This window comes from Streptomyces sp. WM6372, assembly GCF_001279655.1.
GTDB lineage: Bacteria > Actinomycetota > Actinomycetes > Streptomycetales > Streptomycetaceae > Streptomyces.
Genome location: NZ_LGDB01000199.1, coordinates 21,916 through 40,707, shown reverse-complemented (window position 1 = coordinate 40,707; position 18,792 = coordinate 21,916). Strand labels below are relative to the sequence as shown.

The following is an 18,792-nucleotide window of genomic DNA, read 5'->3' as shown; positions in this document are numbered from 1 at the left end:
CAGGCTGGGGACATGAACCACCAGCCCGCTTCCGTGCCCGGCCCCTCCCACGGGACCACCGCACCCCTCACCACACCCCTCACCGCGGACCTCCTGCGCGGCGCGCTCGACCTGGAGCGCACCGAGCACGGGCTGCTCCCGCACCGGCTCCCCGCGTGGGCCCGCGCGCAGAACACCGACGGGCAACTGGCGATGGCGCAGGCGCAGCCCTCCGGCGTACGGCTGGTGTTCCGCACCCGGGCCACCGTCATCGAGCTCGACGCGCTCCGCACCAAGATGGCGTACGTGGGCGCCCCGCCGCGGCCCGACGGCGCGTACGACCTGCTCGTCGACGGCCGCCTCGCCGCGCAGGCCGGTGTGACCGGCGGCAACGTCCGTACGGTCGACATGACCACCGGGGCCGTGGAGACGCGGCCCGGCCCGGTCGGCACCGTCCGGTTCGGCGCTCTGCCCGACCGCCCGAAGGACGTCGAGATCTGGCTCCCGTACAACGAGCTCACCGAGCTCGTCGCGCTGCGCACCGACGCCCCCGTCGAGCCCGTACCGCACGGCAGCCGCCGGGTATGGCTGCACCACGGCAGCTCGGTCAGCCACGGATCGGACGCCGCCGGCCCCTCCACGACCTGGCCGGCGCTGGCCGCTTCCCTCGGCGGCGTGGACCTGGTCAACCTGGGATTCGGCGGCAGCGCCCTGCTCGACCCGTTCGTCGCCCGGGCCATGCGGGACACCCCGGCGGACCTGGTCAGCGTCAAGATCGGCATCAACCTGGTCAACCTCGACCTGATGCGGCTGCGCGCCTTCACCCCGGCCGTGCACGGCTTCCTCGACACCCTCCGCGAGGGCCATCCCACCGCGCCCCTGCTGGTCGTCTCGTCCGTCCTGTGCCCCATCCACGAGGACACCCCCGGCCCTACGGCCCCGGACTTCAGCACCCTCGGCGAGGGCAGGCTCCGGTTCCGCGCAGCGGGCGATCCGGCGGAGCGCGCCGCCGGAAAGCTGACGCTGGGCGTCATCCGGGACGAACTGGCCCGCATCGTCGAGCAGCGAGCCGCCGAAGACCCGAACCTCCACTACCTGGACGGCCGCGAACTGTACGGCGAGGCGGACTTCGCCGAACTGCCGCTCCCCGACGACCTCCACCCGGACGCCGCCTCCCACCACCGCATCGGCACCCGCTTCGCCGACCGGGCCTTCGGCCCGAGCGGCCCCTTCGCCCTGTAATCCCCCCGGCCGGCGAAGCCGTTCTCGTGCGGGCAGCCGTCCGGCCCGGACGGCTGCCCGCAGTCGTCCGTCAGGGGGAAGGGCTGACCTGGACGGTGGTCAGGGCGCCGCCCGAGGCCTCCTTCACCACCGCGATCCGCGTCCCGGTGTCCGGTACCTTCACGCCCACCTGCGGCAGGTCGGCGTTCCAGTAGCCGCCCCGCCGGTCGTCGAAGACCGGGACCCCGGGACGGGACGGGATCAGCACCGGCACGCCGGCCTTGTGCAGCACGATCTCGTCGCTGGGGCGCGTCGAGAACGTCGCGTCGAAGGTCTGCGCCCGCGCGTTCAGCAGCGTGCCGTCGGCGTTTCGCAGCGGCTCCGGACGCGCGTCGACGGGCAGGAGCAGGCCCGCGCCCGGGTGCGCCTTGGTGGTGTTGTCGCTGTACGCCGTGTCCCAGAGCCAGATGAGCACGCCCTGCTGGTACGGGTAGAACTCCACCGTGTCGTTCCCGGCGCCGAAGTTGTACGGCCCGGTCTTGAGGTAGGCCCCGTAGCCGGTGTAGCGACGGTTCTCGACCAGGTACGCGCGCGGGTGCTCGGCGGAGCCCGTACGCCCCTGCGTGCGCGACCACTTCAGCGCGGTCCAGCCGTTCGCGCCCGCCTCGGCGCCGTCGCGCAGCAGCTCCCGCTCGCCCGCCGTGATCCGTATGTCGTCGAAGGTGACCCCCTTGCCGTGGGTGTTGCCGTCCGAGGTCACCCGCAGCCGCAGTTGGACGGAGCGGCCCGCGAACTGGTCGAGCGGTACGGCGAGTTCGGCCCATCCGCCCGACGTGCCGGAGATCCCCTTCGGCGGGATCGCCGCGCCGCGGACCGTGCCCGGCAGGGGGGACCACGCGGTGCCGCCGTCCGTCGACGCCTCCACGGTCAGGAAGTCGAAGTCCTGCTCGATGTCGTACCAGACGCGGGCGTCGAGCCGGGCGGGCTGCCCCGCGGCGCCGGAGAGGTCGACCGTCCGGGTCAGGGTGTTGTCCATGAGGTCGCCGGTACCGCTCCACCACTGGCTGCCGCCCTCGTACGGGTCGGTCAGATCGGTACGGGTCACCGACGGCGGCAGGTGCACCAACAGGGCCTGTGGATCCTCGGTGTTGTAGCCGGAGACCCCGAGCACGGCCCGCGTCTTGCGGCCCGCGTCGGCCTCCGTGTACTCCAGCCAGCCCAGTTGCAGCTTGCTCCAGGGATCGAGGTCGCCGGGGTAGTCCCCGGTGGTGTTCCGCCCCTTGCCGAGGTAGGAGGCCGTGGACATCAGCGACCAGAAGTTGACGCTGTTGTCCCCGTCGGAGCTGTACAGGTCGGGCAGTCCCAGATCGTGCCCGAACTCGTGGGCGAACAGCCCCACTCCGCTGTTCTCGCCACCCGTCAGATAGTCGCCGGCCCAGATGCCGGAGTCCCCGACCGGGACGCCGCCCGCCTTGTTGCCCGCGGGCCCCGCGCTGCCGGCCTGGTCCCAGTACGCGAACCAGCGGTGCGCCCATACGGCGTCCTTGCCCTGGTCCCCGCCGCCCCAGGTCTGGTCCTTGCCCGCGTGGACGACGACGAGGTGGTCGAGGTAGCCGTCCGGCTCGTCGAAGTTGCCGTCGTGGTCGGCGTCGTAGCGGTCCCACACGTCGTACTCGGCGAGCTGTGCCTTGATCTCCTCCGGCGTACGGCCCTTGGCGCGCTCGGTGTGGTACCAGGCGTTGGTGGCATCGCGTACGAGGTCCCAGTTGGTGCGGCACTGGCCGGGCTCGGAGCAGTTGTCCGACCCGTACCGGGCCTCGTTCCACGGCAGCCGCACCCAGTCGCTGACCTGGCCGTCCATGTCGTAGCGGCCGGAGGACTGCAGGCGGTAGTAGTTGCGGAGCGAGTCGGCTCCGGGATCGGCGCCGAAGAACTGCTGCTGGTAGGAGGCCTGGCCGAAGTCCTTGCGCCACAGGGTGTGGTTGTCGGTCTTCGCCGGCTTGGCGATCGTGTTGTGCCGGGGGCCGGGGGTGCCGCCGAAGCGCGGCTTGCCCTCGAACTCGGTGGTGTTGTCCACCTGGTCGCCGAACTCGGCCAGGATCACGAAGATCTTGTCCTTGCGCTCCTGGGCGAGTTCGACGTACCGCTTGCCGACCGCGGCCTTGCGGGGGAGCGTGCCGTCGGCCTCAGCCGCCGTGGTGCCGGCGGCGACGCCTTCGAGGGCCTGGCGGCGCAGGCTCTGGCGCTGGACCTCCAGCGGCGCGGACGGCGGGGCGGGGGAGAGTTCGGGGGCCTGCTGCGCCGCGGGGGGCGGGGCGGCGGGCGCGGCGAGCGCGGGGGTGGCGAGGAGGGCGAGGGATATCGCCGCTACCACCGCTGGGAGTCTGCGCAACGTGACGGACCTTTCGAGGAGTTCGGTCGGAGTCGAAGCGCAGGTAATATTTCACATGTCACAGGTGACGGCTAGGGTGCCGACGGCACGCATGAGTTCGCCGCGGCAGGCGCCGGAAAGGCGCCCACCGCGGCGAATCGTCGTCAGGCCGGCTCCCGGCCTTCGTCAGGTCAGCCGTCGATCCGGTGCTGGGTCCAGAACGCGGTCAGGTCCGTGGTCGTGGCGGCCTGCGCGGCGGCCTTGAACTCGGCGGTCGTGGAGACGCCGTACCAGTGCGAAGTGGCGTAGTCCTTCAGCAGCTTGGCCATGGCCGTGTCACCGAGGGTGCGCCGCAGGTCGTGCAGGGCGCACTTGCCGTAGCCGTAGACGACGGTGGAGTAGCGGGAGGAGTGGGCGTCCCAGTACCCCATGGAGTTGGTGATCTTCTCGGCGGACGAGGCCCACGAGACGCTGCTCCAGCAGTTGGTTCCCGTCTTGTTGAGGGCGAGGTCGGTGGCGTAGTCGGTGAACGCCTCGTCGAGCCACGGGCTGGTGTACTCGTCGTCGCCGACGATGCCGTACCACCACTGGTGGCCGATCTCGTGGGTGAGTGCCGTGGTGCTGACCAGGTCGAGGACGAACCCCGGGTATTCCATCCCGCCGAACCAGTAGTTGTTGTCGATGACGGCGTCCAGTTCGCCGTACGGGTAGGCGCCGAACCGCGCCGAGTGCGCGTCCACGGCGGATGTGGCGGTGGTCAGCATCGACTGCGAGTCGGCCGAACTGATGCCGGAGACGGAGTAGATGTTGATCGGGGTGCCGGCGGCCGAGGTGCCGGAGATCTTGCTGAACGGGCCGGCCGCCCAGGCGAAGTCACGGACCTTGGTCGCGGTGGCCGTGGTGACCGTACGCCCGCTGGTGCCGGGGGTGTCCACCGAGGCGCCGGTGGCCGGGACGAGCAGGGTGCTCGGGTGGTCGAGGGCCACGCGGAAGTCGGAGGCCAGTGAGTAGAAGGACTCTCCGTTGTTGGTGTACGGGTCCAGGTGCCAGCCCGCCCCGTCCCTGACCGCGAGGACGGGCAGGGCGTTGCCGAGCATGCTGAAGGCGCCGTCGTAGCCGAAGCGGTCGGCTCCGCTGGGCACCGTGATGCCCAGGTCGAAGCCGATCGTGGTGGTCTGACCCTGAGTCAGCGGCGTCGGCAGGTCGATCTTGAGGGCGGTGCAGGCGACCGAGAGGGCGCCCGCCGTGCCGCCGGTGACGTTGCTGACCGCGATCGGCATGGCGGAGCAGGTGCCGTGGTAGTTGTCCCACAGCCTCAGGTACACCTCGCTGAGCGGGGTGGGGGAGGCGTTGGTGAAGCTCGCGCTCTCGTGGCCGGTCCAGACGGTGCCGCTGGTGTTGCTGCTGAGGTTGACGGTGTACGAGGGGGCGGCCGGGGTGCGCGTGGAGTCCCCGGGCGGGGTGGTGCCTCCGGAGGTGTCGAGCGCGACGTCGTCGACGACGAAGCTCGTCTGGAGACTGGAGTCCTCGGTGCCGGTGAAGGCGACGGTGACGGTCTGCCCCGCGAAGGCGGACACGTCGAACGACTTCTGGGCGTAGCCGGTGTTCTTGTCGAGGTTCGAGTACGTGGCGAGTGTCGTGCTGCCGATCTTCGCCGTCAGCTTGTCGTACTTCGTCGACGTGGTCGTCTCGGCGGTGTCGATGTGCAGCCAGAAGGTGAGGGTGGCCGTGCTGCATCCGGACGGGACCGTGACGCTCTGGGAGAGCGTGTCGGTGTGGGTACGGCCCACACCGTTCAGCCAGGCGAAGGCGGTGCCGCCGTGCGCGGCCTGGCCGGCACGGCTGGTGATGATGCCGGTCTGCGACTGGGTCCACGGCGAAGTGCCGCTCTCGAAGCCGCCGTTGGCGACCACCTGGCCCGGGGTGCAGGCGGCGGCCGCCGCGGGCGCCCGGTGCGGCGCGGCCGTGGCCGGGGTGATGGACAGTGCGGCGGTGGCCAGCGCGGCGAAGGCGGATATGCACGCTGCGAGGGCCTTGTGGGGGGTCGGTCTCACGCGGAACTCCTTTGAGGCGGCCGGATTCCGGCCTGCTCGGTGGCCGCCCGGTCGGCTCGGGTGCGCCGGAGGGCAGCCGCGGGCTGTGCGTGTCGTGTGCACGAACGCTGGGTGAGATCTGCTGTGCCGTGCGTGTCTGTGCCGTGTCCCCCTGGGTCGGGGCGACGACTGCCGGAAGAGCCTGGCAGATTTGACCTGGGCATGCCATCAGGGGCGGGTAAAGGTTCGTCCGCTCCACCCGCGCTCCGGGTGAGCCGCGTCTCACCCGGGCGCTGCGACTTGTCTATGCAACGAGTTGCATAGAAGGATCGGGGGCATGGCGCTCGAACACGCGATCCTCGTCTCGCTGCTGGAGAAGCCGGGGTCAGGCTATGAGCTCGCCCGGCGCTTCGACCGGTCCATCGGCTATTTCTGGACCGCCACCCACCAGCAGATCTACCGCGTCCTCAAGCGCATGGAGACCGACGGCCTGCTCGCCGTCCGCGAGGTGGCCCAGCAGGGCCGGCCGGACAAGAAGGAGTACTCCGTCGCCGACCCGGGCCGCGCCGCGCTCGCGCGGTGGCTGCACGAGCCGATCGAACCCGAGAGCCTCCGCCACGACCTCGCCGTCAAGATCCGCGGCGCGGCCTTCGACGACCCGGCCGCGCTGGTCCGCGAGGTCGAGCGGCACCGCCGGGCCCACGCGGACCGGCTCGCCCGCTACCTCGCCGGGGAACTGCGCGACTTCACCGGACCCGAGGCGCCCGCACCGCTCGACGCCGGCCAGGAACTGCAGCACGTCGTCCTCCGCGGCGGCATCGCGTACGAGCGCATGACGATCGCCTGGCTCGACGACGTACTCGCCACCGTCCACCGGCTCGCCGCGCCCCGCCCGCGCGCCTGAGCCGCCACCCCCTCAGCTCGACACCAGCACCTTCGGAACCAGCACCTCCACCCCTCGACCCGCTCCGGAAGGCGAACCTCCATGGCCGACTCCCTCCTCTTCAACCCGCGCACCTACGACCCGCAGCACTTCGACCCCGAGACCCGCAGGCTGCTGCGCGCCACCGTCGACTGGTTCGAGGAGCGCGGCAAGCGCAAGCTGATCGAGGACTACCGCACCCGCGCCTGGCTCGGCGACTTCATCGCCTTCTCCGCCAAGGAAGGCCTGTTCGCCACCTTCCTCACCCCGTCCGCCGACGCCGGGGGCGCACCGGACAAGCGCTGGGACACCGCCCGGATCGCCGCCCTCAACGAGATCTTCGGGTTCTACGGCCTGGACTACTGGTACGCGTGGCAGGTGACGATCCTCGGCCTCGGCCCCGTCTGGCAGAGCGACAACGCCGCCGCCCGCGCCCGCGCCGCCGAACTCCTCTCCCAGGGCGAGGTGTTCGCGTTCGGCCTCTCCGAGAAGACCCACGGCGCCGACATCTACTCCACCGACATGCTGCTGGAGCCCGACGGTGACGGCGGCTTCCGCGCCACCGGCTCCAAGTACTACATCGGCAACGGCAACGCCGCCGGCCTCGTCTCCGTCTTCGGCCGCCGCACCGACGTCGAGGGCCCGGACGGGTACGTCTTCTTCGCCGCCGACAGCCGCCACCCGGCCTACCACCTGGTGAAGAACGTCGTCGACTCCTCCAAGTACGTCAGCGAGTTCCGCCTGGAGGAGTACCCGGTCGGCGCGGACGACGTCCTGCACACCGGCCGCGCCGCCTTCGACGCCGCCCTGAACACCGTCAACGTCGGCAAGTTCAACCTCTGCACCGCCTCGATCGGCATCTGCGAGCACGCGATGTACGAGGCCGTCACCCACGCGCAGAACCGCATCCTCTACGGCCGCCCCGTCACCGCCTTCCCGCACGTGCGCCGCGAGCTGGCGGACGCGTACGTACGCCTCGTCGGCATGAAGCTGTTCAGCGACCGCGCCGTCGACTACTTCCGCACCGCCGGCCCCGACGACCGCCGCTACCTGCTCTTCAACCCGATGACGAAGATGAAGGTGACCACGGAGGGCGAGAAGGTCATCGACCTGATGTGGGACGTCATCGCCGCCAAGGGCTTCGAGAAGGACAACTACTTCGCCCAGGCCGCCGTCGAGATCCGCGGACTGCCCAAGCTGGAGGGCACGGTCCACGTCAACCTCGCGCTGATCCTCAAGTTCATGCGCAACCACCTGCTGGACCCGGTGGACTACCCGGCCGTGCCGACCCGCCTCGACGCGGCCGACGACGATTTCCTCTTCCGGCAGGGCCCGGCCCGCGGCCTCGGCTCCGTCCGCTTCCACGACTGGCGCCCCGCCTTCGACGCGTACGCCGCGCTGCCGAACGTCGCCCGGTTCCGCGAACAGGCCGACGCGCTCTGCGCGTTCGTCACCACCGCCGCCCCGGACGAGGAGCAGAGCCGCGACCTCGACCTCCTGCTCGCCGTCGGCCAGCTCTTCGCGCTCGTCGTCCACGGCCAGCTGATCCTGGAGCAGGCGCGGCTGACCGGCCTCGACGAGGACGTGCTGGACGAGCTGTTCGCCGTCCTCGTACGGGACTTCTCGGCCCACGCCGTCGAACTCCACGGCAAGGACTCCGCCACCGAGCAGCAGCAGAGCTGGGCGCTCGGCGCGGTCCGGCGCCCGGTCGTCGACGCCGCCCGCTCGGCCCGGGTCTGGGACCGCGTCGAGGCGCTGTCCGGGGCGTACGAGATGGCCCCGTAACGAGGACGCCGCAGGAGCCGCAAGGGCCGTCGGGGCCCACCACCGCGCCGCCCGCGCGGCGGTGGGCCCCGACGCGGTACCCCTCGGGAACTCACCGGCGCTCACCGGCCCGGAAGGCGCCCCAGCCCGTAGCGTGGTCGCATGACGACGACGCCGACCCGTACGAGCGGACCGAAGGTGCCGCCCTCCTACCCGCCGAGGACGCCTCCGCCGCAGAAGAAGCCGGTGGAGGCCCCCCGCCCCCGGCCCGCCACGAAACCGGCGGCCTCGTAGGGTGAGAGGCATGGCGATCACACCACCGGAGAAGGACGGCACCCGGCTGCTGTACGGATGCATGGCGCTCGGCGGCGGCTGGGACACGGATGCGTACGGGCCGGCCGACATCGACGCGGCCGAGGCGGCGATCGAGGCGGCGCTGGACAGCGGCATCGACACCTTCGACCACGCCGACATCTACCGCCGCGGCAAGGCGGAAGCCGTCTTCGGCGAGGTGCTGGCCCGCACCCCCGGCCTGCGGGAGCGGATCGTGCTGCAGACGAAGTGCGGGATCCGGCTGGCGGACGGGGACCGCCCCGGCATCTACGACCTGCGCGGCTCCGCCATCGTGCGGCGGGTGGAGGAGAGCCTCGCGCGCTTGCGCACCGACGCCGTCGACGTCCTGCTCCTGCACCGGCCCGATCCGCTGGCCGACCCGGAGGACGTCGCGGCGGCGCTCACCTCGCTGCGCGAGCAGGGGCTCGTCCGCCGCTTTGGCGTCTCGAACATGAACGCCGCGCAGATCGCCCGCCTCCAGCGGCACCTCGCGTTCCCGCTGGTCGCCAACCAGTTGGAGATGAGCCTGGACCGCAGGGACTGGCTGGAGGACGGCGTCCTCGTCAACACGCCCGCGGCGGCGGCGGGCGGGTTCCCGTCCGGGACCGTCGAGTACTGCCTGGAGTACGGGGTCCGCCTCCAGGCCTGGGGCGCGCTGGCGCAGGGCCGTTTCACCGGACGGCAGGAGAGCCCCGAGGAGCGGGCGACGGCCCGTCTCGTACGGGAGCTGGCCGACGCCAAGGGCACGACGCCGGAGACGGTCCTGCTGTGGTGGCTCCAGCGCCATCCGGCGCGGATCGCCCCCGTGGTGGGCAGCGGCCGCCCCGAGCGCATCCGTGCCTGCCGCGACGCCGCGCTGCGCGAGCCCGACCTCACGCACGAGGAGTGGTACGACCTGTGGCTCACCGCCCGCGGGGCTCCGCTCCCGTAGCGGTGCCGGCGGGCGGGTGGTTCAGCCGATGCTCCACGACCAGGTCTGGTCCGCGCTGACCACCCAGGCGAGGACGGCGAGGTCCGCGACGCCCAGGGCGAGACCGAGCCGGGCGCGGCCGGGTCGGCTCGTACCGCGGCGCAGGGCGAGGGCGGCGAGGACGATCGACGCCGGGCCGAGGAGCAGGTTCATCGCCAGGAGGCCGATGAGGCCGAACACGAAGGAGGCCACCGCCATCCCGTCGGCCTGACGAACGGCGGGGGTGGGGGCAGGGGCAGGGGCGGGTTCGGGAGTGGGTTCGGGTTCGGGGGTGCGGGCGTCGGCGGGGGAGCGGAGCGCAGTGTCGCGTACGTTCATGATCATCCCTCCTGTCGGCCGGCCGGCCGGTGCCGGCGGGTCGTCCGCTCGCGGACCGCGAAGACCAGCAGCCAGCAGGCGATGGCGGCAGCGGCGGCGAGGGATACGTGAACGGGCACGTGGGCCACGGTTCCCAGGGCGATCCCCATCAGCATGAGGGCCGCTATCAGGAAGAGCATCGTGCTTCCTCCAAAATGGGTGACAGTTGTGCACTGACTGCTCAGTCTAAATGCAAGCGCGCGGATTTCGGGAATCGGGGGTTGACTTTTCGTCATGAGTGAGACCATCGGGGCGCGCCAGGCCCAACGCCACAAAACCCGCAGGGCCCTGCTGGACGCGGCCCTGTCGCTGCTGGAGGAACAGAGCCTGGGCAGCCTCGGCCTGCGCGAGGTGACCCGGGCCGCCGGGGTGACCCCGACGGCGTTCTACCGGCACTTCCGGGACACCGAGGAGCTGGGCATCGCCCTGGTGGACGAAGCGCTCCAGAGCCTGCACGCCGCCGTACGCTCGACCCTCGCCGCGTCCGGCGACGCGGCGCAGCGGATCGACACGACGGTGGACTTGATGGCCGAACTCGTACGGGAGTACCCCGCGCACATCCGCTTCATCGTGCGCGAACGGCACGGCGGCGTACGCAGGGTGCGCGAGGCGGTGGCGGGACAGCTCGACGCCTTCGCCCGCGAGGTGGCGGAACGGCTCGGCGCGGATCCCCTGAGCAGGGGATGGAGCGCGGAGGACCTGCTCATGCTGGCGCGGCTCTACGTCGACCACATGGTGATGACGGTGTCCGCCTACCTGGCCGCGGGCCCGGACGACGGGGAGCGGGCGGCGGTCACGCGCACCGCCCGCCGCCAGCTCCGCCTGATCCACGCGGGCCGGCAGCACTGGCCGCAAGCCCGGCCCTAGCCCGGGCCGGGCGCTCCCGGACGCCCAAGTATCCTCAGCCGGACGGGCTTTCGGCTGACCACCAGCGCGCACCGGACCACGAGGGGGACACATGTGGGGGCGGGGGACGGTCCTTGGGGACCGATACACACTGGCCGAGCGGATCGGCGGTGGCGGCATGGGCGAGGTCTGGCGCGCCGACGACGACGTGCTCAGACGGCAGGTCGCGGTGAAGGTCCTGCTGCCCGCGCTGCTCGACGACGCCTCGTTCGCCGCGCGCTTCCGCAGGGAGGCCACGGTCCTCGCCTCCCTCAGCCACCCGGGCATCGTCGACGTGCACGACTACGGCGAGAGCCGGATCGACTCCGGTGAGCAGGTCGCGTACATCGTCATGGACCTCGTCGAGGGACGGACGCTGACCGAGGTGCGGGCCCAGGGCGGGCCCCTCGGCGTCGAGCAGGCGCTCGACATCGCCGGCCAGGCCCTGGACGCGCTGCACGCCGCGCACCTCCAGGGGGTCACGCACCGCGACATCAAACCGTCGAACCTCATGCTCGGCGACGACGGCCGGGTGACGGTCACCGATTTCGGCATCGCCCGCTCCAGCGCGGCCAGCACCGGCATCACCGACTCGCACGCGGTACTGGGCACGGCGCTCTACATGGCTCCCGAGCAGGCGGAGGGGCTCGGGGCCGTCGCGGCGTCCGACCTCTACTCCATGGGCGTCGTCTGCTACGAACTGCTCACCGGAGAACCGCCGTTCACGGGTGAGTCGGTGGTCGAGATCGCGCTCAAGCACATCAGGGAACCGGTGCCGGACCTCCCCGCCGAATTCCCCGCGCCGGTCCGCGCCTTCGTCGCCAGGGCGCTGGCCAAGCGGCCCGAGGAGCGGTACGCCGACGCCTCGGTGATGGCCGCCGCGGCGCGGCGCGCGGCCGCCGGCCGGCCGCTCGGCGAGCTCGACGCCCCGGCCGGACCGGTCGTCGCCGGGGCCGGCCGGGAGCCGGCCGGTGCCGCCACCGAGCTGCGGCGGTCCTGGCGGGACCGGCTGCGCATCCCCGCGTCCGTCTCCGCACCGCTCGCGATCGGGTTCAGCGTGACGATCACGGTCTCGGTGGCCGTCACCGTCTTCTACATCGACGCCGGCGCGCGGCAGAGCGACGCGAGCGGCCCGGGACGGCACCCCTCCACCTCCGCGTCCGCCCCGGCGTCCGGCGCCGGGAGCCAGAGCCCCGGCGCGGCCCCCGCGCAGGGCGCGCCGGCCGGTACGCCCGATGCCTCGGCCCCGGCCGCGGGCGGGAACGCGGGCGGGGACGCCGGCGCGCCAGGCGGCGCGGGCGCCGCCGCGGGCGGCATCGGAGGCGCGGCACCCGTACCGAACCCCCCGCCGGCCGCGGGCGGTTCCGGGAACACCGGGAACAAGCCCGGCTCGGGACCGGGCGGCGGCGCCGCCGGAGGCGGGGCCGCGCCCGGCGGCGGGAGCTCGACGCCCGGAGGCTCCGGCAACGGCGGAACCAACCCGCCGCAGGGCTGCGGCGGAGCCGGCTGGAGCGCCATCACCAATGTCGGCGACGGGCTCAAGATCGGCCTGAGCGGCTCCGCCCCGCAGGCGAACAGCAAGGTGATCATGGGGGGCACCACCGCGTTCGGCTGGTTCCACGAGAAGAACAGCTACGACAGCTTCAAGACCTGCGGCCCGTCCGGCTCCGCGATGTCGCGGGCGCTGACGCAGTTCGGGGACACCACGCGCGTCGAGCTCGCGGGCCCCTTCGACGGAGGCGTGTGGTGGAACCTGGAGAAGGCCCCCACGGCGGGCGCCTACTACATCAAGGACATCGCGTTCCAGGGCGGATGCCTGACGGACAACGGCGCCGGAAACCAGCTGACGGTCGTCGACTGCTCCGGGAGCAAGGCCCAGCAATGGCGGCTCGGCTGACACCGCCCCCCGCACCACGTGCCACGCCGCGGCGCGCCTGCCCCGGACCGGGCCGGCGCGCCGCCGCGGTCAGTGCTCGGTGTCGAACGTGTAGAACTTCCGGTGGTCCAGCAGGTCGGCGGGCGTCACGTTGTTCCACGGCCGCATCGGCCTGTGCAGGTCGACGACGTCCTGCGTGGCCGCGGTGGGCAGGTAGCCGGACTTCGGGTTCCGGCGCTGCCACTCGGACCACAGCAGGTCGATGAAGGCGTGGTGCATCCAGAACACCGGGTCGTTGGGCGAGGCCGCGCTGGCCATCTGACCGCCGATCCACATGTGGACCCGGTTGTGCAGGTTGGCGCCGCGCCAGCCCTCCAGATGGTTGCGGAAGCCGTCCGAGGCGCTGTTCCAGGGGGCCGCGTCGTACACGGGCATGGCGAGTACGGCGTTCACCTCGGCCTTGGTCGGCAGCTGGGTGCCGCCCGTCCCCAGGGTGCGGCGCAGGTACGTGCGCCTGTCCACCCCCACGGTGACGGCCCACTTGCCTCCTCCGTAGGCGAACGGACCGTCGACGACCTGCCCGTCACGCTCCCGGCCGGTACCGCCCAGGAAGTCGGCGGCCCAGAGCGAGGAGGCCGGGGTGCGGTCCTCCGTCCAGTCCCAGTAGGGGAGCGAGACCTTGGGGTCCGCCTTCTGCAGCTCGGCTTCGAAGTCCAGCAGGAAGCGGCGGTGCCAGGGGAGGAAGGAGGGGGAGCGGTGGCCGACCCGGTCGCCGAAGTCGCTGTCGGTCATGAGGAAGGTGTTGTGGACGGCGGCGAAGCGGTCGTACGTGCCGTTCCGCTTCAGTTCGAGGAGTGCGTTGGTGAAGGCGCGCTTCTCGTCCGCGGTCAGCTTGGCCTGGTTCTTGCGGACGGTCATGACGTGCTCCCCGTGGGGCCGAACGGAGCGAGGGCGGCGCCTTGCAGGTCCCGTACGGCGGCGCGGACGACCGCGACCGGATCGGGGAACGTCTGGTAGTGGTTGACGACGCTGACCCAGCTGCCGTCGGCGTTGCGCATCACGTGCAGTTCGTTGCCGTCGATACGGACGGTGGGCAGCCCGGGGGAGTGGTGGCCGCCCTGGTGCTCGCCGCCGCCGAAACCGATCTGGATGCGGCGGCCCTCGTAGACCTCGTCGATGGTGCCCGTGGGTATGGGGCCGGGCGACGAGGCCGCGGCCGCCCCCTTGGGGTCGGCGCCCGGCGAGGACGAGCCGGAGACCTTGATGACGGCAGCGGTCGCTCCGGCGGCGGTGAGCGCGCCGGCAGCAGTACCCAAAGCCTGTCGGCGGGTGATCTTCTTCATGGCCTGAAGAGGTATCAGAACGGCCGGAACGCCTGATCAGTGCCCCATCCATCTAATTCGCCGGAGCCGCATCGACCACCGCGGAACGCGAAAGGACTCCCCGCCGCGTCCGGAACCGGAATCGCGGGCGGGGAGTCCGAGCGCCGACGGTCAGCCTTCGCGGGCCGCCACCGGAACGGGCCGGCGAGCGGGCATCGCCGCGCTGCCGCCGTCCACGTGGTTCGCCTTGAGCGCCGCGTACGCGCTGCACACCGCGTCCGTCCGGACCGGGCGCAGGTCCGCGCACGCCGTCAGATCTCCCGCGCACTGCAGCTCCCATCGCGGGAAGCGGCGGCGTGACATGGCCACGGCGGCACTGGGGGCGAAGTACAGCATCGTGGTGTTCTCGTGGGGGTTGTGGGCCGAACCCTCGTAGACCATCCGGCCGCTGGTCTCCAGCCGGTCCGCCAGGCGGGTCAGGGCCCTCGCGTCGGGCCGGTCCATGAACAGGCCGACGTGGTTCTCGAAACCGTGGACGCGCTCCTGCGCGCCCACGGCGTCCGTGTACCCGGGGCTGCACCGGGGGAAGAGGAAGACCTCGACCTCCGGCGCCAGTCCGCTCGTGACGCGCAGCCGCGTCACCCGTATGTCCGCATCGTCCGGAAGCCAGTGGCGCTCCACCAGACGGCGCTTGACCAGCACGCTCGGTATCGTGGTCGACGCGGGCCAGCCGTTTTCGTCGAAGTACGCGAGAGCGGATTCCACCGTTTCCGGGAACAGTAGCGTTGCGCAATGCGATACAACGCATCCGCTCTTGATTTCCCGTTTGAGATCGCCCGGCATCCAGGGTGGCAGGAGAGCGTCCAGTGATTTCTTGGAGGCGTGGAGGGCGTAGTCAACAGCATGCTGGAGGCGCTGGACGTCGCACGGTTCGAACGTCACTTCAGGCATGTCGCAGCCTTTCTGTTGCCGACACCCGATTAAAGCCACGTCACCCATCAGGCGGCACTTGGCCGTAGCCTGATCGGGTGAACGGCGGCGCCTGACCTGCACTTTCAAAACCTGGCTTGCAACCCCCGGCTTTCAACACCCCGCTTTCAACGCCGCACATTCCACGGAAGGCGTCTTTCCCAGGAGGTAGAGGGCATGTCTCCGTACGGCCGAAAGAATTCTCCGCGCATCCTCATAGCCGGTGCCGGAATTGGCGGATTGACGACGGCCCTGAGCCTTCACGCGGCAGGGCTGGACGATCTGCTCATCGTGGAGGCGTGCCCCAACATGCGCGCCGTCGGAGCGGGGATCAATCTCCAGCCCGCCGCCGTCCGGGAGCTGACCGAACTCGGATTGGCGCCGGCGCTCGACAAGGCCGCCGTGGCGACCGCCCGGTTGGAGTACCACCACCGCTACGGCGGCCTGATCTGGTCGGAGCCGCGCGGCCGCGCCGCCGGCTACAACTGGCCGCAGTACTCGGTGCACCGGGCCGACCTCCAGGACATCCTGCTGTCGGCCGTCCTGGCCCGGCTCGGCCCCGAAGCCCTGGTCACCGGCGGCCGCCTCATACGGTACGAGCAGGACCGGGCGAGCGGCCGCGAGCCGGACGGGCACCCCGTCCGGGCGTACGTGGCGGACCGGCCGAGCCCGTACACCTGCGACCTGCTCATCGGCGCGGACGGGATCAACTCGGCCGTGCGCGCGACCATGCATCCGAACGAAGGACCGCCCCTCGGCAACGGGATATGCATGTGGCGCGGGGTCACCGAGGGCCCGCCCTTCCTCGACGGACGCACGATGGTGATCCTCGGCTGCAACGCCCGGGTGAAGGCCGTCGCCTACCCGGTCACCCGACCCGACGAGAGCGGGCGGTGCCTGCTCAACTGGGTCGTCGAGAGCCGCACCGACGACGGCCTCGGCGAGGAGGACGCGCGCGGCGGCGCCGACTGGGACCGCGCGGTCCCCCCGGAGGAGGTCCTCACCCACATCGAGGGCTGGCGCAGCGGCTTCCTCGATCTCCACGGCATCATCACCCGGGCGCCCCGCATCGGCCGGTACCCGATGATCGACCGGAACCCGCTGTCCACCTGGACGGACGGCCGGGTCGTCCTGCTCGGCGACGCCGCGCACCCCTTGTACCCGACCGGCTCCAACGGCGCCTCGCAGGCGATCGTCGACGCCCGCGTGCTGGCGTACGAGCTGGCCCGCCACGGCGTGGACGAGGCGCCGGCGCGCTACGAGGCGGACCGCAGGCCGCAGACCACGAAGCTCCTCGCGGCCCACCGCCGGCTGGAACCCGACCCGGTGCTCCGCCAGGTGGAAGCCCTGGCCCCGGACGGTTTCCACGACATACGCCACGTCCTGCCCGAGTACAGCCTCGACGGCATCAGGTCCTGCACCCGCCAGGTCACCGGCGTCGACGCCACCGCGCTCAACGCCCGCACCTCCTGGAGCGTCGCCGTATGAACGTCTCCCGCATGCGTTCCACCTCCCTCGCCGTGCTCGGCTCCGCCGCTCTGCTGGCGGCGCTCCTGTCCGCCACCGGGCGGCCCGCGGCCCCGGCACCGCCCTCCGGCTCCGCCGCGCGCATGCCCGCCTGCGCCGAGGACACCGGGAGCGCGGCCTGCTCCGTGTACGGCCGCGCCGCCCGGCTCGGCGGCGGCACGGTCCGTACGTACAGCGAGTACCAGGGCGGCATACCCAGAACGCTCGGCATAGCCCTGACCGCCCCGGCCGTCTCCGGACTGCCCACCTCCGCCGCCACCGACGGAAAGCACTGCTACGACGCGGACGCCGACGGGCACCTCGACGGCATGCACGAATGCGTCGGCGGCCACAGCCTGGAACTCGGGCTCCCGGCCACCCCCGCGGCCGCGGCCAAGGTGCCCTTCCAGTGGGTGCTGTTCAACTGGAACCCGCACGGGCACAACCCGCACGGACGCTACGACGTCGCCCACTTCGACGTGCACTTCTACCTCGCCCCCCAGGGGGTCCGGTCGGCGATCAAGACCGGCGGCTGCGCCCTGCTGATCGCCTGCGACCAGCTGGCCGCGGCGGGCGAGCCGGTCCCGGCCGCGTACCTGCCGGCGGGCTACCCCGCGAGCAGCCCCCAGACCGCGGAAGGCGCCATGGGCGCGCACCTGGACAGCCGCCCCCCGTCCACCGGCACGCTCAGCGGCCAGACCTTCATCTACGGGGCGTACGCGGGCGACCTCATCTTCATGGAGCCCATGCTCACCAGGGACTTCCTCCAGCGGCAGCGCACGGTACCCGCCCACCGGAGCTGCGAGGCCATTCCCCAGCCGGCCGCCTGGCGGATCCCCGGCTGGTATCCCACGAAGTACTGCACCGCGTACCGCCCCGGCGAGGGTGACTACACGGTCTCCCTGACGGACTTCGTCCACTCGGGCGGCGCGCACGGCCTCGCCACGGCGGTCCGCTGAAGCCGGGCGGCCGGAGCCCGTCCGAGCCCGGCCCGCCGAAGCCCCGCCGCGTGGCGCAGCCGGCGAGCCCGGCGGGCAGCCGTCACAATCAGACTGTCCGTCATGCCGCCTTTTCACCCATATGGGGGCCAGTTCATGTACGCAGCCTTGGTCCACGCCCTGGGGCAGCCGCCCCGGTACGAGTCCGTGCCCGAACCCGTCCCCGCGGCCGGCGAGGTGGTCGTCGAGGTCCTGGCGGCCGCGCTGTACCCGCTGGTGCGCTCCTTCGCCTCGGGCGGCCACTACACGGGCGGCGACGCGCTTCCGCTGATCCCCGGATTCGACGGGGTGGGCCGGACCCAGGACGGTGAACTCGTCTACATCCCGGGGCTGGAGCCCCCGCACGGGACGATGGCCGAGCGGGTCGCCGTACCGGCCGCCGCGCTGATGCCCGTACCGGCCGGGCTCGATCCGGTCGCCGTCGCCGCCGCCATGAACCCCGCGTCCTCGGCATGGATCGCGCTGCGCGAACGGGGCCGGCTGCGCCAGGGCGAGTCGGTGCTCGTACTCGGAGCCACCGGCAACGCCGGGCGGGCCGCCATCCGGCTCGCCCTCGACCAGGGCGCGGGCGCGGTCGTGGCGGCCGGGCGCGACCCGGAAGCGCTGCGGGCCGCGACGGAGCTGGGAGCCCACCGTACGGTGCGGCTCGCGGGTTCGGACGAGGAGATCGCGGCGGCGTTCGGCGCGGCGGCCGCCGACGTGGACGTCGTCCTGGACTACCTGTGGGACCGCCCCGCCGAGCTGGCGCTCGACGGCATCCTGCGCCACCGTGCCGATCTCAGCCGTACGTTGCGGTGGGTGCAGGTCGGCTCCGCGGCCGGGCCGGACATGACCGTGCCGTCCGCGTGGCTCCGCAAGGCGGACGTCAGTGTCTGCGGGAGCGGACTCGGCTCGATCTCGGGCGCACGCCGCGACGCCGCCCTGCGCGAACTGCTCGCCCGGCTGCCGGACGTGGTGCCGACCACCGAGACGGTCGCCGTGCCGATGGCCGACGTGGAGACCGCCTGGGATGCGCCGATGCCGTCGGGCGCCCGGCTCGTGTTCGTCCCCGCCGGCGGTGACGAACCGGCCTCCGGGGCACGGGAGGCCGTCGGGGACCGGGAGACGGTGGAGACGGTCTGAGCGGAACCTCCGCGCGTCACGGGCCCCCGTCATGCGGTCGCGGCGGCGGGCCCGGCGCCAGGTGGAGGCCCGGGGTGCCGCCGGCCCCACGGCCCGGTGCTCCGGCGTCGAGCGGCTGCCGCTGTCGCGGTGCGTATCCGGGGAACTACCCGGCGGTGCGGGGA

General features: G+C 72.2%; 17 protein-coding genes. 10 read left to right on the top strand and 7 right to left on the bottom strand.

Annotated elements, in window-relative coordinates; genetic code table 11:
* Nucleotides 1-12: 12 nt before the first annotated feature.
* Nucleotides 13-1,221 (top strand): GDSL-type esterase/lipase family protein, encoded by a 1,209-nt coding sequence (locus ADK52_RS24135; RefSeq protein ID WP_053691934.1) that lies wholly within the window; start codon nucleotides 13-15, stop codon nucleotides 1,219-1,221.
* A gap of 70 nt (nucleotides 1,222-1,291) precedes the next feature.
* Here ADK52_RS24135 and ADK52_RS24130 read toward each other — a convergent pair whose 3' ends face one another.
* Both ADK52_RS24130 and ADK52_RS24125 read right to left on the bottom strand, forming a co-directional pair.
* Entirely contained in the window at nucleotides 1,292-3,574 is a 2,283-nt protein-coding gene (locus ADK52_RS24130) for an immune inhibitor A domain-containing protein (RefSeq protein ID WP_107090162.1), read from the bottom strand.
* 188 nt (nucleotides 3,575-3,762) lie between these two features.
* Nucleotides 3,763-5,625: a M1 family aminopeptidase gene (locus tag ADK52_RS24125; protein ID WP_053691932.1), complete on the bottom strand. Its 1,863-nt coding sequence runs from the start codon at nucleotides 5,623-5,625 to the stop codon at nucleotides 3,763-3,765.
* A gap of 316 nt (nucleotides 5,626-5,941) precedes the next feature.
* Between ADK52_RS24125 and ADK52_RS24120 the strand changes: the two genes are divergently transcribed.
* The 4 genes from ADK52_RS24120 (at nucleotide 5,942) to ADK52_RS24110 (ending at nucleotide 9,554) form a co-directional block, all read left to right on the top strand.
* Nucleotides 5,942-6,508, top strand: coding sequence for a PadR family transcriptional regulator (locus ADK52_RS24120; protein WP_053691931.1), 567 nt, complete (start codon nucleotides 5,942-5,944; stop codon nucleotides 6,506-6,508).
* Nucleotides 6,509-6,589: 81 nt separating this feature from the next.
* Nucleotides 6,590-8,311: an acyl-CoA dehydrogenase family protein gene (locus ADK52_RS24115; RefSeq protein ID WP_053691930.1), complete on the top strand. Its 1,722-nt coding sequence runs from the start codon at nucleotides 6,590-6,592 to the stop codon at nucleotides 8,309-8,311.
* Between the two features lie 141 nt (nucleotides 8,312-8,452).
* Entirely contained in the window at nucleotides 8,453-8,584 is a 132-nt protein-coding gene (locus ADK52_RS44585) for a hypothetical protein (protein ID WP_267887286.1), read from the top strand.
* Nucleotides 8,585-8,594: 10 nt separating this feature from the next.
* Nucleotides 8,595-9,554: an aldo/keto reductase gene (locus ADK52_RS24110; protein WP_234344202.1), complete on the top strand. Its 960-nt coding sequence runs from the start codon at nucleotides 8,595-8,597 to the stop codon at nucleotides 9,552-9,554.
* A 21-nt stretch (nucleotides 9,555-9,575) separates the two neighbouring features.
* Here ADK52_RS24110 and ADK52_RS24105 read toward each other — a convergent pair whose 3' ends face one another.
* A complete protein-coding gene (locus ADK52_RS24105) occupies nucleotides 9,576-9,911 on the bottom strand; it encodes a hypothetical protein (protein WP_420714929.1) in 336 nt (111 codons plus the stop codon).
* A 2-nt stretch (nucleotides 9,912-9,913) separates the two neighbouring features.
* Entirely contained in the window at nucleotides 9,914-10,090 is a 177-nt protein-coding gene (locus ADK52_RS43080; RefSeq protein ID WP_199828543.1) for a hypothetical protein, read from the bottom strand.
* Nucleotides 10,091-10,184: 94 nt separating this feature from the next.
* Between ADK52_RS43080 and ADK52_RS24100 the strand changes: the two genes are divergently transcribed.
* Complete coding sequence (locus ADK52_RS24100; protein ID WP_053691928.1) at nucleotides 10,185-10,817, top strand: TetR family transcriptional regulator; 633 nt, start codon at nucleotides 10,185-10,187, stop codon at nucleotides 10,815-10,817.
* Between the two features lie 91 nt (nucleotides 10,818-10,908).
* Nucleotides 10,909-12,732, top strand: coding sequence for a protein kinase domain-containing protein (locus tag ADK52_RS24095; RefSeq protein ID WP_078988558.1), 1,824 nt, complete (start codon nucleotides 10,909-10,911; stop codon nucleotides 12,730-12,732).
* 69 nt (nucleotides 12,733-12,801) lie between these two features.
* On the opposite strand, the gene melC2 is transcribed toward ADK52_RS24095, so the two are convergent.
* The 3 genes from melC2 to ADK52_RS24080 form a co-directional block, all read right to left on the bottom strand.
* Nucleotides 12,802-13,629: a tyrosinase MelC2 gene (melC2, locus tag ADK52_RS24090; RefSeq protein ID WP_053691926.1), complete on the bottom strand. Its 828-nt coding sequence runs from the start codon at nucleotides 13,627-13,629 to the stop codon at nucleotides 12,802-12,804.
* On the bottom strand, nucleotides 13,626-14,054 hold the full coding sequence (melC1, locus tag ADK52_RS24085) for an apotyrosinase chaperone MelC1 (protein ID WP_053691925.1): 429 nt from the start codon (nucleotides 14,052-14,054) through the stop codon (nucleotides 13,626-13,628). The genes melC2 and melC1 overlap by 4 nt, the downstream gene beginning before the upstream one ends.
* A 150-nt stretch (nucleotides 14,055-14,204) precedes the next feature.
* Entirely contained in the window at nucleotides 14,205-14,798 is a 594-nt protein-coding gene (locus ADK52_RS24080; RefSeq protein WP_053691924.1) for a hypothetical protein, read from the bottom strand.
* Between the two features lie 381 nt (nucleotides 14,799-15,179).
* Between ADK52_RS24080 and ADK52_RS24075 the strand changes: the two genes are divergently transcribed.
* The 3 genes from ADK52_RS24075 (at nucleotide 15,180) to ADK52_RS24065 (ending at nucleotide 18,628) form a co-directional block, all read left to right on the top strand.
* Complete coding sequence (locus tag ADK52_RS24075) at nucleotides 15,180-16,490, top strand: FAD-dependent monooxygenase (RefSeq protein ID WP_053691923.1); 1,311 nt, start codon at nucleotides 15,180-15,182, stop codon at nucleotides 16,488-16,490.
* Between the two features lie 11 nt (nucleotides 16,491-16,501).
* Complete coding sequence (locus tag ADK52_RS24070) at nucleotides 16,502-17,467, top strand: hypothetical protein (protein WP_159046016.1); 966 nt, start codon at nucleotides 16,502-16,504, stop codon at nucleotides 17,465-17,467.
* 135 nt (nucleotides 17,468-17,602) lie between these two features.
* Nucleotides 17,603-18,628: a quinone oxidoreductase family protein gene (locus tag ADK52_RS24065; protein WP_199828542.1), complete on the top strand. Its 1,026-nt coding sequence runs from the start codon at nucleotides 17,603-17,605 to the stop codon at nucleotides 18,626-18,628.
* Nucleotides 18,629-18,792 lie beyond the last annotated feature (164 nt).